Below are 13,414 nucleotides of genomic sequence, written 5' to 3' on the forward strand. Positions count from 1 at the left end.
TTTTGTCTTATGGATTTTATGGCCGCCACCTGGGATCTCCCGCAGTGCTGCGCCCTGCAAAGCTGTTGTCTGTGATGGTAAAGTCGCCCTGCGCCGGCGCCAGGAACAGGCCGGCAGCGGTGCCATCATAGGGTATCAGGCCGGGAATGGCATGGCTGACCGCCTCGTAATCCGCGGTATGATAGCTGTTGCCGGATGATACCTGCGTGGAAGCGCCGGCTCTGATGCCCCTGACCGTCAGGTTGCCGTTATTGTTCCTGCCGGTGCCCAGTATGCAGTTGATCACGGATATGCCGTTGACCACCTGGTTGGCATTATAGTCCACCAGGTAGTTGGAGCCGCCTCCCTGGGGCGCTTCATGGATGGTGCATGCATCCAGCACCACGGAAGTGGACTGCTGCTTGCTGACCAGCACTTTTTCCGCTTTGTAGATGGTGCTGTTCTGCACGGCGATGTGCTGCACGGCGCAGGCGGCATTGTCCACGTTGATCACGCCATAGTTGGAAATGCTGTCTATTACGCAGTTGTTAATGTTCACGCTGTTCACCTGGGTGCCGCCGACGGCGGAGGTTTGCAGGCGTACCACGCCCCGGAATATTTCGATGTGGCAGGACTCAAAGCTGATATTCCCGATGGCGCCGGCTTTGTTGATGTTCATTACATATTTGCTGGAGAAGCTGCTGCCTCTCAGGGTCAGCTCACGGAATACCAGTGAATCGATATTGCTGCCCGTAGCAATGTTCATGTTGCTGCTGAAATAAATAACGGGTAGCGCCGGGTCAAAGCTGTTCTCACTGATAATGCTGACCCCATTGCTGACAACCAGCTCGGAGGAGACCTCATAGGTTTCGCCGCGTTTTAGCACCACAATGCTGCCTGCGGCCAGCGCGGGCAGCGTATCCGCCAGCACGGAAGGCCGGCCGGTAATGCCGCTCAGGTCCACTATATGATCACCGCTCAGGGAGGCTTTGGTGCTGAACTCCAGGTATCCTTTGCTCTGCTCTTCTTTGAACAGTTCCGCCGTGTATTGGGTAGAAGGCGTAAGGGCGCTGATCATTTTCTGTCCACCCGTACTTTCTGCTGCGGTGAGCGGTATGGTTAGCGACGTGCCTCCGGCCGGTGTGATCACAATTTTTGTCAGCCCCGGCGTAGCTTCCCATTTCAGGATCACCGCCTTATCAATAATGTCCGTGCTTTCCAGCGGCAGGAACAACTGCTCCCCGGTAATGGAAAATCCATTGCTGGTCAGCCACTTTGATTCTGGGGTGCCGTTGGCGCCGTTGGTTTTGACGCGGATAAAATATTTTTCCCTGGGCGCCAGGTGCTCCTGTGTGATGGTAATGCCGGAAGTATCAGTCGTAAAGGTTTGCCCGGCCGACTGGAACAGGGTATCCTGCGAGAGCTCTACGGTATAGCTGATCACCTGCCCCCGGGTGAAAAGGGCGGCATCCCAGGTAAGCATCGCGCTGGTATCGTCCGTGGTGATGGCAATGTCTCCCGTGGGCATGAACATGCGTTCCAGGGCCAGCTCTTCCTCCTGCTTTTTACAGCCGGCCATACCCGCCAGTATAAGGCATGCCAGGGAAAGCGCCGGGAATATGTTGCGTGATAATAGGTTCATGTGAAAAAGTTTGTTTTGTTAGATACCAATGCCGTTCAATACCCCCAGTTCTGCGTAAGCCGGAAATTGGTGTTCAGCGCATCGGTAGGTATCGGCAGCAGTTCTTTTTTATTTTCCTCGAAATAATACACATACCCTTTGCGGTCGCTGCTCAGGTAATCTTCGTTCACTGAAGCGCGCCAGGCCCTGGTGGTATAAGCATTATCCGGAGATTTGGAGTCGCCGGCGCCCGGCTCAAACAGGGTCTGCGAAACGGGGCCGCCATAGGTATCCAGTGTAGCCACTTCCGTTACCGATGGAATGATGTTATAGTCGGCCGGTTTGGCGTACACATATAAGGGCAGTTGGGCATAACGCCCTTCCCCGTTCATGAACCGGCGGAGCTTTTGCCGGGTCTCCTCCAGCTTCACCGCCAGCAGGTTCCAGCGTATAAGATCGTACTTACGGATGCCTTCCCCGCCAAATTCCAGCAGGCGCTCCTGCACAATGGCCTGGAAGAAGCCTGCTTTATCAGCCGGCGCCGGCGGTACCCGGTCCTCATGCCCTGCATAGGCCCTTTTACGAACGCGCATCAGGGCGTCGGCAGCAGCGGGAGAGGGGCCGTTGTTCAGCTCATTGTCCGCTTCGGCAAACATCAGCAGCACATCCGCAAAGCGCAGTATGGGCCAGTTAATGGCCAGGTTCTGGGAAGTGCCGCTGATGCTGGTCCAGGACCGCCTGAATTTGCCATCCGTCATGTTGGCGGCCGTATTCAGGATCTTTTTACTGTTGGCGTCAATTTCGAAGCTGCCGATGGTCACATCGCGGCGGCAGTCGCCAATGGAGTCGAATTCATAGAAATAAGTGGGCAATGCATTGATGCCCCCGCCACCGCGGCCAAACCTGGAGCCATCGTTATGCCTTAGCCCGTTGTAGTATCCCAGCTTGCTGTCCGTGCTGGCATTCCCGCCAAAGGCGCCCACCTCGAACATCAGCTCGTGCGCATCATCCAGGCGGGTGCCGCCGTGCAGGGTCTTAAACAGGTTTTCATATACCGGGTTCAGGTCGTGCTGTTCCGGGTGCTCCATGATCTCTTTGCATTCATCGTAGGCTACCTGGTAATATTTTTTATAATCCTCCCGGCGGGCCATTACATGCGGATCGCTGCGCAGGGAGTAACCGCCGCGGGCCAGGGCTATACGTGCGCGCAGCCCTTTGATGGCGCCCTTGCTAAGGCGGATGTTCTGGTCGGGCGATTCCGTGCGCCAGGGCACCAGTTGCGCTGCCAGGGCCAGGTCGTCCAGCAGCCGGTCGTAAATGGTGTCCCGGTCTGTTTTGGGCAGGTAGAGGTCCGGCAGGTCTGCCGCCGGCACAAAATGCGCAGGCAGGTCGCCCCAGTTGCGGATGGCCTCATAGTAGAACTGCGCCCGCAGCGCAAGCGCCTCGCCGTACAGTTTTTTCATGGTGGCCTGCTCAGCGGGCGTACCTCCCGTGTACAGGGGAGACAGCGGTATGTACCTGATGCAGACATTCGCCCTTTCTATCCCTTCGAACAACTGGTTAAAGGGCCGGGGCAGGTCCGTATTGCCCGGGCTGGCGCCGTAGGTGCTGATGCCCCGGCGGTCATTGGCATTGTAGTCGCCGGATGTTTTGAAATCGTCTGCAGACTGTGGGAATAAAGTAGCAATACGGCTGCCGTACCCGTTGTCGCCTATCAGCATCGCATATACGCCTACAACGGCGGCATTGGTATTGGAAACGCTTGAAAAGACCGCTTCCTGCGATACGGTGGAAGGCGATTCCACCTCCAGGTATTTTTTGCAGGAGGCTGCTGCCAGCATAGCGGCAGCGGTGAGCAGTATATATATTCGTTTGTTCATGGAGTGCGGGATTTAGCAGTTAAAAGGAAACATTCACACCGGCCAGCACAAACCGGCTGCGGGGATAGGCGGCGTAATCCACACCGGGTGTAAGGGGATTATTGCGCCGCGTGTTGGCCTCCGGGTCATAGCCGGTATACCTGGTGAACGTATGCAGGTTGTTAACCGTAGCGTATATACGAAACCTGGAGAACACCCTGGTTCTTTTCAGCAGGCGTTCCGGCAGCGAATAGCCGATGGTAACATTGCTGATGCGAAGGAAAGAGCCATCCTCTATGGCAAAGGAATGGAGGAAGTAATTGCCGCCGGGAGCGCTCCAGTATTTCGTGTCCTTGTTCAGCGCGCGCAACTGCTCCGGGTCCGTTACCCGCACCCCGTTGTCGTCATACCATTTCCAACTGTCTTTCATAAAGGACAGCAGGTTGTTATCCTTATAGAGGTAGGCGGTGGTAAACTCGATCTTGTTGGCGTTGTACACCTTGTTGCCATAGGAGAAGTTCACGAATATGCTCAGGTCGAAGCCTTTCCAGGCAAACTGCTGGTTAAGGCCGCCGTAGAATTTGGGTTGCGCGTTGCCCAATACGGTCCGGTCGTTCAGGCCGATGACCGTCGAGGAATCTTTGGACAGTTTCTTCAGCTTCAGGTCGCCGGGTTGTACTTCTTTGGCGCCCAGCGCGGCGGCGCTGCTGTTGGGGACGCCGGGTTTCAAAGTATATCGTTGCGTGGCCGCATCGTAGTCAAAATCATCGATGGTATAATAGCCGTCCGTTACGTAGCCGTAGAACTGCCCGATGGGCTGCCCTACTTCCACCAGGAAATCGGTGAGGCTGTTTACCCAGCCGGACTGCACCAGGTAGGACTGCAGCGGGTTGCCGGAGGGATCTATGCCCAGGCTTACGATCTTGTTCCTGTTGGAAGCAATATTAAAGCTGGCGTTCCAGGTGAAATTCCGGGTGTTCATCACCACCGCGCTCAATTGTAATTCTATCCCCGTATTCTGGGTGCGCCCCACGTTCTGTATCTGGTCCGTATAGCCGGTGGTGGTAGGTATTTTCACGCCCAGCAGCAGGTCACGGGTACTGTTGCGGTACAAGTCTATGGAGCCGTTTATCCTGCTGTTAAATAGGCCGAAGTCAAGGCCCAGGTTGCGGGCCACCGTGGTCTCCCATTTAAGCCGGGGATTGGAAAGGGACAGCGGCGCCAGGCCGGGCGTTACGGCTTCTTCAAAAGCATAGCTGGAGGTGCTGGTGCCGTACATGGTTTTGAACAGGTCGTTACCGATGCGGTTGTTGCCGGAAGTGCCGATGCTGACGCGCAGCTTCAGGTCCGAAAGCCAGCGCAGGCCCTGCAGGAAGCGCTCCTGGCTGGCGCGCCAGGCCAGCGCCACGGAGGGGAAGAAGGCGAAGCCGTTCTCGTACAGGAACTTGGACGACCCGTCCTGGCGCGCCGTAAAAGTGGCCAGGTACCTGCCGTCATAGGCATAGTTGACCCGGCCAAAGAAGGAGATCAGGCGGTGCTCCGCTTCTGAAGTGGTGGGCGGGTCCTGTATTTGCCCGGTAGGCGGCGTGGCTTTTTGTATGCCGGCAAAAGCCTGCTCCGGCGTAAGGTCTACCGGCATCCATTTTACAGTGCTGTTAAAGCTTTTGCTTTTCTGCTGATAGATCTCCTGGCCGGCCAGTACATCGAGATTATGTTTTTTGTTGAAGGTGTTCTTGTAATTGAGCGTGTTGGAATTGGTGAGGCTCATGGTCTCACCGGTGCCGATCACCACCACGGGCATGTCTGCGTTGGAGCGCGCCACGCTGGTCACCTTGCCATTATAGGTATTGCTGCGCCGGTTGGTGCCGGTAATACCCGTCACGCTGCGGAAGGTAAGCTGTTTGGTGATATTGTAGCTGAAGTAGCCGCTAAGGTTTACGTCGTTCCTGTAATCGTATCTCAGTTCGTTATTGGCCAGCAACACGGGGCTGGTCAGGTTGGTGAGGTTGGCGTATTCCGGGTCAAACACGTCTACCATGTCCTCGTCGCCCGGCGCAATGAAGGGTTTGTAGCGAACGGCGTTCCGCAAGCGGTTGGTGCCCTGGGAGCCGGTAGCGGAAGTGCCTACCCCATCTATGCGCTGGCGGCTGTAGCGGGCGGTGAGGCCTATGCGCAGCCGGTCGGTGGCTTTGTGGTCAAATTTGAAGGAGCCCATGGTGCGCCGGTAGCCGGAGTTCAGCATGATCCCGTCTTCCGATACATTGTTCAGCGTCAGGTTAAAGGTGGTGGTCTTGGAGCCGCCGCTTACGGTCACCACGTGTGTTTTGTTCCAGGCATCCCGGCCAAACACTTCATCCTGCCAGGTGGTCAGCGGTACATCACGGTACAGCTCCAGGTCTTCCCAGCGGCCGTATTTATCGCGAAAGGCCTTTTTGGTAAGATCGTCCGTATTGTAATTGTACAGTTTGTACTGGTACATTGCATAGTCATAGGGCTCCAGCACGTCCAGTTTGTTCACGATCTTCCTGATGCCGGCATAGCCGTCGTAGCTCACCTTTGTTTTCATGGCCTTGCCGCCTTTGGTGGTGATGATCACCACCCCGTTGGCGCCGCGCGCGCCGTAAATGGCGGTAGAGGCGGCGTCTTTCAGCACATCGATGGATTGTATCTCCTGGGGCGAGAGGAGCGACAAGGCGTCCTCCACCTGTATGCCGTCTACAATGTACAGGGGAGAATTGTCCTGTGTAATGGAGCCGCCGCCGCGCACGCGTATCATTATTTCGGCGCCGGGCTTTCCTTCCGTGGTGGTGACCTGCACCCCGGCGAGGCGGCCGGCCAGGGCTTCCGCCACGGTATTGGCCGGTATGTCCTTCAATTCTTTGGGCGCGTTCAGGGAAGATACCGCACCGGTAAAGTCTCCGCGCGGCACGGTGCCATAGCCCACTACCACCACTTCATTCATCTGGCTGTTGGCCGCCTGCAATTGCACCTGGAGCGTTTGCCCCGCCGCCGCGCTAAGCGTGCGGTTTTCATAACCGATGTAGGAGAACACCAGCACTACCTGCTGATCGCTTTTCACCGGCAATGCAAAGCGGCCGTTTACATCCGTGGTAGCCCCTGTCGAGGTGTTTTTGATGCGTACCGTTACACCGGGTAGCCCGTCCCCGGTTTCTTTGCTGGTAACGGTCCCTGTTACCTGGCGGCTTTGGGCAAAGCCGGTCAGACTGCCATATAGTATGGCAGTAAGGAGTAGTAGTCTTTTCATAAGTGGAATTAAGAAGTTGATATCATATTATGCCTGCAGCACGCCGCGGCATGATCGTCATAAAGAAATAGTCTGATTGATTATTGTGAAAACTGCTCTTGTACCCGAAAAGAAATGATCGGCAATCTGTGTTTAACATTTTTCATAACGCGTGAAATAAAGTGAACAATGGCTGCTCTCAAAGACAAATGCCAGGTATAGTCATCTGGTAACAGATTCCACAGGGTATATTTCCAAGGCCACTGTAAACAAGTATACTTTGCAATTTCCTATTTGCCAACGGTTTTGATCCTTTTATTTACGCAATCGTTCCCGGTAACGATCTCAAAAATTCCAAATCCCAAATTCCAAATGTTAGTGAAGTGATAGCCGCCAGTTTGGAATTTGGGATTTGGATGCTGGAATTTTCTATTTTCACATGATGAAGAAAATAGGCCTGATGTCAGACACGCACAGCTACCTGCACCCGCAGGTGTTTAAATATTTTGAACAGGTAGACGAGATCTGGCATGCGGGCGATATCGGCAATGTGACCCTGGCGGACGAACTGGAAGCCTTCAGGCCTTTCCGCGCAGTATACGGCAATATTGACGGGGCAGATATCCGTATCCGCTACCCGGAGCAGCTTTTCTTTGAAGCGGAAGGCGTGCCCGTATGCATGATCCACATTGGCGGCTACCCGGGAAAGTATGCGCCGGGCGTAAAGGAGCTGCTGCTGCAAAAGGCGCCCAAACTCTTTATCTGCGGGCATTCCCATATTCTAAAGGTGATGCCGGACCCTAAGCTGCAGTTGCTGCACATCAACCCCGGCGCCTGCGGGCAGCAGGGCTGGCACAAGGTAAAGACGCTGGTACGTTTTGAGCTGCGGGCGGGGAACATTCAAAACCTGGAGGTAATAGAGTTGAAAAAATAAAAAAGGAAAAGTAAAAAATTAAAAAAAGCGATTAATCATAAAAGTAAGGCAGCTCCTCTGTTATGAAGGGCTGCCTTACTTTTTTTACTTTTTTCTTTTTTACATTTTACTTCACTGCGGCGAATTGTGAACGGATCACGTTCAGCGCGCCACCTGCCTTGAACCACTCGATCTGTTGCTCATTGTAGGTGTGGTTAACGGTGATCTCGTCGCTGCTGCCGTTCTTGTGGTTTAATACCACGGTGAGCGGCTTGCCGGGCGCAAACTCGTTCAGGCCCACGATATCGATCACATCATCTTCCTGCACTTTCTCGTAATCCTCCTTATCGGCAAAGGTCAGCGCCAGCATACCCTGCTTCTTCAGGTTGGTTTCGTGAATACGTGCAAAGGATTTTACCAGGATGGCCCTTACGCCCAGGTGACGGGGCTCCATGGCGGCATGCTCACGGCTGGAGCCTTCGCCATAGTTCTCATCGCCTACTACTACGGAGCCGATGCCGGCGGCTTTGTAAGCGCGCTGGGTAGCCGGTACGGGACCGTATTCGCCGTTAAGCTGGTTCTTCACGGAATCCGTCTTATCGTTGAAGGCGTTCACCGCGCCGATCAGCATGTTATTGGAGATGTTGTCCAGGTGGCCGCGGTATTTCAGCCAGGGGCCTGCCATGGAAATATGGTCGGTGGTACATTTGCCTTTGGCCTTTATCAGCAGCTTCAGCCCTTTCAGGTCGGTGCCTTCCCAGGGAGCAAAGGGGCTCAGTAACTGCAGGCGGTCGCTTTCCGGGGATACCACTACCTGTACGCCGCTGCCGTCTACTGCAGGGGCCTGGTAACCGGCGTCTTCCACATCAAAGCCTTTGGAGGGCAGCTCAAAGCCGGTAGGCTCGTCCAGCATCACTTCCTGGCCGTCTTTGTTCTTCAGCTTGTCGGTGAGCGGGTTAAAGGTCAGGTCGCCGGCAATGGCCAGGGCGGTCACTATTTCCGGGGAGGCTACAAATGCGTGGGTAGCGGCGAGGCCGTCATTACGTTTCGCAAAGTTGCGGTTAAAAGAAGTAATGATGGAGTTCTTACGGTTGGGATCGTCGATATGACGGGCCCATTGACCGATACAGGGACCGCAGGCATTGGCCAGCACTACGCCGCCTATCTGGTCAAAGGTATTCAGCAGGCCGTCGCGCTCTATGGTAAAGCGTACCAGCTCGGAGCCCGGGGTGATGGTGAATTCTGATTTCACTTCCAGGTGCTTGTCGATGGCTTGTTTTGCCAGGGAGGCGGAGCGGGTGATATCTTCGTAGGAAGAGTTGGTGCAGGAGCCGATCAGGGCTACTTCCAGCTTTTCCGGCCAGTTGTTCTCTTTTACAGCCTGTGCAAACTTGGAGATGGGCCATGCCAGGTCCGGTGTGAAAGGACCGTTCACATGCGGTTCCAGCTCGCTCAGGTTGATCTCTATCACCTGGTCGTAGTATTTGGACGGATCGGCATACACCTCGGCATCCGGGCGCAGGTGATCCTTAATGGCGTCTGCCATGGCGGCTACTTCCGTACGGCCGGTGGCTTTCAGGTAGGCAGCCATTTTATCGTCATAGGTAAATACGGAGCAGGTAGCGCCTATTTCCGCACCCATGTTACAGATGGTGCCTTTACCGGTAGCGCTCATGCTGTCCGCGCCTTCGCCAAAGTATTCCACGATGCAGCCGGTGCCGCCCTTTACGGTCAGGATACCAGCCACTTTCAGGATCACGTCTTTGGCGGAGGTCCAACCGCTCATTTTGCCGGTCAGCTTTACGCCGATCAGCTTGGGCATTTTCAGTTCCCATGCCAGGCCGGCCATTACATCTACCGCATCGGCGCCGCCTACGCCAATGGCCAGCATGCCTAAGCCGCCGGCATTGGGGGTGTGGGAGTCCGTACCGATCATCATACCGCCGGGGAAGGCGTAGTTTTCCAGCACTACCTGGTGAATGATACCGGCGCCGGGCTTCCAGAAACCGATACCGTATTTATTGGAAATAGAGGAAAGGAACTCGTATACTTCTTTATTGGTGTCCAGCGCAGTGGCCAGGTCTTCCTGGGCCCCTGTTTTGGCCTGGATAAGGTGATCACAGTGTACAGTGGAGGGAACCGCTACTTTATCCCGCCCGCAGGTCATGAACTGCAACAAGGCCATCTGGGCGGTGGCATCCTGCATGGCCACACGGTCCGGGGCAAACTCCACGTAGGATTTTCCCCTTTCATACGGCGTAGTAGCAGGATTGAAAAGGTGGGCGTATAAGATCTTTTCTGCCAGTGTGAGCGGACGGCCTAACAGTTTACGGGTAGCTTCCACCTTACCCGGCAGTGCCGCATACACTTTTTTAATCATTTCAATATCAAACACCATGAGAAATAAAAAATTTAAGAGCGGTTAAAAATTGCACCGCGAAATTAACTAAAATCGTGAATATTTCTGCACAAATGCCGGGCCATATAGGGGGCAGCATGCCCGGCAGGCCGGGACCAGCCTCTTGTTTTTCCCCCGGAAATTTATTATCTTTTACATAGGTCGGGTGGAACTTGCGTTTCACATCGGATTTTAATAAATTTGATATATGAAGCGTTTTAAGGATTTTGTGGAATGGCAGGCCTTTGGCGTATGCGCCGCCATAGGCGAAAAGCTGGGAGTGGCCACTTCCCGTATCCGGCTGTTTTTCATCTATGCTTCCTTCCTTACGATGGGGTCGCCGGTGATCATTTACATGATACTGGCTTTTTGGGTGAACATGAAGAATTATATCCTCAATGCCCGGCGCAACCCGTTAAGATACCTGTAATTTCCCTAAATTTACAGTGCATCATGGCCCGCACCCCTTCCCATATGGTCCCTCTAGGCACCCCGGCGCCAGACTTTGAGCTGCTGGATGTGATATCCGGGAAAATGATCCATTTGGCCGCGCTGCCGCCCGCCATTGGTACCGTTATTATGTTCATCTGCAATCACTGCCCCTTTGTACGCTACATACAACCGGAACTGGTAAGGCTTACGCGGGAGTATATTGTAAAGGGCATCCGTTTCCTGGCCATCAGTGCCAATGATGCCCGGCAATACCCCGAAGACGGGCCGGAGCACATGCTGGAGGTGGCCAGGGAGCTGTGCTACCCCTTTCCCTACCTTTATGACGAAACCCAGGAAACCGCCCGCGCTTACGAGGCCGCCTGTACCCCCGACTTCTTTATTTATGACCGCCAGATGAAACTGGTATACCGCGGCCAGATGGACGATGCCCGCCCCGGTAATGACCAGCCGCTGAACGGTAAGGATATGCGCGCCGCCCTGGATGCGCTGATCAAGGGCGAACCGGTAAGCCCCCTGCAGAAACCCAGCCTGGGTTGCAACATTAAATGGAAAATGGAGATGATATAAGTTATTGTGAATGACCTGCTTGCCAGATAAATTAACAAAAAATTAAATATTTTTTGGCAATATTTTAAACTTTCCCCTTTTCTCCCGCTCTAAGCTGCAGTGGTTGCCACCTAATGGTGACCCTATCTTAACCGTAAAACTTGTATGATGAACGTTTCATTGAGAAACCTTTTGACCAGTGCGCTGGTAATGACCGGCGTTTTGTTCTTTGCTTCCTGTTCTAAAAATGACAGCAGCAACAGCGGGAAAGCCCGTTTCCAGGTAGCGCTTACCGATGACCCGGGCGATTTCAAAGCCGTGTACATTGATGTACAGGATGTGAACATCAACTACACTGACAGCGATGACGACGGCTGGGAATCCTTACCGGGGGTTAAAACAGGCATGTACAACCTGCTGACACTGGTAAACGACAAGGACACCGTGCTGGCAGATGCCTACATCAACACCGGCGTGGTGAAAGAGATCCGCCTGGTGCTGGGAGAAGACAATTTCGTAGTGACCAACGATGGTGACTCCATCCGCCTGCAGACGCCCAGCGGCCAGTCTTCCGGCGTAAAGCTGAAGCTCAATTCCACGGTAGCGGCGGATGTGCTCTACAAGCTGGTGCTGGATTTTGATGTGGCGAAATCCATTCACGAGGCCGGCAATGCAGGCAAATACATGCTGAAGCCGGTGATACGCGGCTTCATGGAAGCCCAGGGTGGCAGCATTAAAGGCGTGGTAGCGCCGGATTCCGTAACAACAGCCGTACTGGCCATCAGCGGCGTAGATACAGTGGCCAGCACGTATACAGACAACGGTAATTACCTGATAAAAGGTATTGATGCGGGTACCTATTCCCTGCACTTCATTCCTACAGACACCACCTTCAGCACGGCTGTAAAGGATGGGGTAACGGTAACATTGGGCCAGGTAACGACTGTGGATACACTGAGGCTACAGTAAGTAACGAAGCTGAAAGCATAACGCATAAAGCAAAAAGCTGATTGCCTCGTAGATATTCGCGACAATCAGCTTTTTGCTTTTTGCTTTCAGCTTTATGCTTATTCCAAATGGAAATTGGTCATTCCATGATAGTGGTTCTGCAGTTGGTTGACCGTTAGCGTTCCCTTGATCTCCCGGTGTTCGTCCCGGTAATCCAGCCGGGTCATGTCCTGCCCGTCCTGCTGGTACAGTTTTATGCTGAACGGGCCGCGTACATATACAGCGCTGCCGTTGCTGGACTGTGTTTCATCCTTCTGGAATTTGAGGCGCAGTAACTGCGTTTCGTCCAGCGGAATGGGGTGCAGGCTTTCCAGGTCGTACCAGAATTCCTGCTCTTCATGGGTTAATACGCATACCTGCTTATCCTCATGATTGATCTCCAGTACTTTGCCTTCCACCAGGCTGCCTTCATACGCTACTAATACCGTATCACCTGTTTTTACATCTTGTAAACGGATCATGGTGAAATTGAATTTAGTGTAGCATGAATTTAAAGAAAAAACTGCACAAAAATTACCCGATCGCTACATTCTCCCGCACGGCTTCCCTTATGCGTACCAGTTGTTCCAGCAGTTCTTCCAGGAGGTCCAGGCGCAGCATGTTGGCGCCATCAGACAGGGCGCAGGAAGGGTCCGGGTGCGTTTCAATGAACAGGCCGTCGGCGCCCGTGGCAATGGCCGCTTTGGCAATGGTGCCGATCATCTGCGGGTTGCCCCCGGTAACGCCGCTGCTCTGGTTGGGCTGCTGCAGGCTGTGGGTACAGTCTACCACCACCGGCACGCCGTGCTGCCGCATAATGGGAATATTGCGGTAGTCCACTACCAGGTCCTGGTAGCCGAAGGTAGTGCCGCGCTCTGTGAGTATTACCTGGTTATTGCCGGCCTGCCGCACTTTTTCCACGGCAAACTTCATGGCTTCCCCGCTTACGAACTGGCCTTTCTTTACATTCACCACCTTGCCTGTTTCTGCAGCCGCTATCAGGATGTCCGTTTGCCGGCATAAAAAGGCGGGTATCTGCAGTACGTCCACGTAGGCGGCCGCCATGGCGGCTTCTGCGGCGGAATGGATATCGGAGGTCACCGGCAGGTTAAAGGCCCTGCCTGTTTTTTGCAGCAGGTCCAGCCCTTCCACATCGCCCACGCCGGTAAAGGAATGGATGCTGGTACGGTTGGCCTTGCGGTAGGAGGCTTTGAACACGTAAGGTATCTGCAGCCGTTTACAGATGCCAGACACCTTTTCGGCCACCGTCATCAGCAGCGCTTCGTTCTCCACTACGCAGGGGCCGGCTATCAGGAAAAAGTTGTCAGGGTTATATTGCTCTTTGAATAATGCTTTCAGTTGATTCATCATCTTATTTTTTTCAGGACCGTAAAGGTACGGAATCCGGCAAATG

11 protein-coding genes are annotated in these 13,414 nt (G+C 54.1%); 4 read left to right on the forward strand and 7 right to left on the reverse strand.

From position 1 onward, the window contains the following. Nucleotides 1-16 precede the first annotated feature (16 nt). Genes LX66_RS12910 through LX66_RS12920 form a run of 3 tightly spaced genes read right to left on the reverse strand, consistent with a single transcriptional unit; the run spans nucleotide 17 to nucleotide 6,724 of the window. Complete coding sequence (locus LX66_RS12910; protein WP_145714034.1) at nucleotides 17-1,621, reverse strand: DUF5123 domain-containing protein; 1,605 nt, start codon at nucleotides 1,619-1,621, stop codon at nucleotides 17-19. Between the two features lie 35 nt (nucleotides 1,622-1,656). After that, complete coding sequence (locus LX66_RS12915; RefSeq protein ID WP_145714036.1) at nucleotides 1,657-3,480, reverse strand: RagB/SusD family nutrient uptake outer membrane protein; 1,824 nt, start codon at nucleotides 3,478-3,480, stop codon at nucleotides 1,657-1,659. A 19-nt stretch (nucleotides 3,481-3,499) separates the two neighbouring features. Next, on the reverse strand, nucleotides 3,500-6,724 hold the full coding sequence (locus tag LX66_RS12920) for a SusC/RagA family TonB-linked outer membrane protein (protein ID WP_145714039.1): 3,225 nt from the start codon (nucleotides 6,722-6,724) through the stop codon (nucleotides 3,500-3,502). A 418-nt stretch (nucleotides 6,725-7,142) separates the two neighbouring features. Here LX66_RS12920 and LX66_RS12925 point away from each other — a divergent pair, with 418 nt between their 5' ends. Then, nucleotides 7,143-7,637 (forward strand): metallophosphoesterase family protein, encoded by a 495-nt coding sequence (locus LX66_RS12925; protein ID WP_262713211.1) that lies wholly within the window; start codon nucleotides 7,143-7,145, stop codon nucleotides 7,635-7,637. A gap of 106 nt (nucleotides 7,638-7,743) precedes the next feature. Here LX66_RS12925 and LX66_RS12930 read toward each other — a convergent pair whose 3' ends face one another. Together LX66_RS12930 and LX66_RS12935 are read right to left on the reverse strand one after the other, a co-directional pair. Next, entirely contained in the window at nucleotides 7,744-10,014 is a 2,271-nt protein-coding gene (locus LX66_RS12930) for an aconitate hydratase (protein ID WP_145714043.1), read from the reverse strand. Beyond that, nucleotides 10,004-10,198 carry a hypothetical protein gene (locus LX66_RS12935; RefSeq protein ID WP_145714046.1) on the reverse strand — a complete coding sequence of 65 codons (195 nt, stop codon included), beginning with the start codon at nucleotides 10,196-10,198 and terminating at the stop codon, nucleotides 10,004-10,006. The genes LX66_RS12930 and LX66_RS12935 overlap by 11 nt, the downstream gene beginning before the upstream one ends. Before the next feature lie 24 nt (nucleotides 10,199-10,222). Between LX66_RS12935 and LX66_RS12940 the strand changes: the two genes are divergently transcribed. The 3 genes from LX66_RS12940 (at nucleotide 10,223) to LX66_RS12950 (ending at nucleotide 11,982) form a co-directional block, all read left to right on the forward strand. Further along, the gene (locus LX66_RS12940; RefSeq protein ID WP_145714049.1) at nucleotides 10,223-10,444 is read left to right on the forward strand and encodes a PspC domain-containing protein; all 222 of its coding nucleotides are present in this window, start codon (nucleotides 10,223-10,225) and stop codon (nucleotides 10,442-10,444) included. 23 nt (nucleotides 10,445-10,467) lie between these two features. Beyond that, nucleotides 10,468-11,034, forward strand: a complete 567-nt coding sequence (locus LX66_RS12945) for a thioredoxin family protein (protein WP_145714052.1) — start codon at nucleotides 10,468-10,470, stop codon at nucleotides 11,032-11,034. 144 nt (nucleotides 11,035-11,178) lie between these two features. After that, nucleotides 11,179-11,982 carry a DUF4382 domain-containing protein gene (locus LX66_RS12950; protein WP_244620387.1) on the forward strand — a complete coding sequence of 268 codons (804 nt, stop codon included), beginning with the start codon at nucleotides 11,179-11,181 and terminating at the stop codon, nucleotides 11,980-11,982. A 98-nt stretch (nucleotides 11,983-12,080) separates the two neighbouring features. On the opposite strand, the gene LX66_RS12955 is transcribed toward LX66_RS12950, so the two are convergent. After that, entirely contained in the window at nucleotides 12,081-12,482 is a 402-nt protein-coding gene (locus LX66_RS12955; RefSeq protein WP_145714055.1) for a hypothetical protein, read from the reverse strand. A gap of 52 nt (nucleotides 12,483-12,534) precedes the next feature. Next, a complete protein-coding gene (gene kdsA, locus LX66_RS12960; RefSeq protein ID WP_211366193.1) occupies nucleotides 12,535-13,371 on the reverse strand; it encodes a 3-deoxy-8-phosphooctulonate synthase in 837 nt (278 codons plus the stop codon). Nucleotides 13,372-13,414: the final 43 nt, after the last annotated feature.

This window comes from Chitinophaga japonensis, assembly GCF_007830125.1.
Classification (GTDB): Bacteria; Bacteroidota; Bacteroidia; order Chitinophagales; family Chitinophagaceae; genus Chitinophaga; species Chitinophaga japonensis.

Coding starts and splice junctions, on each gene's coding strand:
- LX66_RS12945 (WP_145714052.1), top strand. CDS start 10,468: ATGGCCCGCACCCCTTCCCATATGGTCCCTCTAGGCACCCCGGCGCCA.
- LX66_RS12950 (WP_244620387.1), top strand. CDS start 11,179: ATGATGAACGTTTCATTGAGAAACCTTTTGACCAGTGCGCTGGTAATG.
- LX66_RS12920 (WP_145714039.1), bottom strand. CDS start 6,724: ATGAAAAGACTACTACTCCTTACTGCCATACTATATGGCAGTCTGACC.
- LX66_RS12925 (WP_262713211.1), top strand. CDS start 7,143: ATGATGAAGAAAATAGGCCTGATGTCAGACACGCACAGCTACCTGCAC.
- LX66_RS12940 (WP_145714049.1), top strand. CDS start 10,223: ATGAAGCGTTTTAAGGATTTTGTGGAATGGCAGGCCTTTGGCGTATGC.
- LX66_RS12910 (WP_145714034.1), bottom strand. CDS start 1,621: ATGAACCTATTATCACGCAACATATTCCCGGCGCTTTCCCTGGCATGC.
- LX66_RS12930 (WP_145714043.1), bottom strand. CDS start 10,014: ATGGTGTTTGATATTGAAATGATTAAAAAAGTGTATGCGGCACTGCCG.
- LX66_RS12915 (WP_145714036.1), bottom strand. CDS start 3,480: ATGAACAAACGAATATATATACTGCTCACCGCTGCCGCTATGCTGGCA.
- kdsA (WP_211366193.1), bottom strand. CDS start 13,371: ATGATGAATCAACTGAAAGCATTATTCAAAGAGCAATATAACCCTGAC.
- LX66_RS12955 (WP_145714055.1), bottom strand. CDS start 12,482: ATGATCCGTTTACAAGATGTAAAAACAGGTGATACGGTATTAGTAGCG.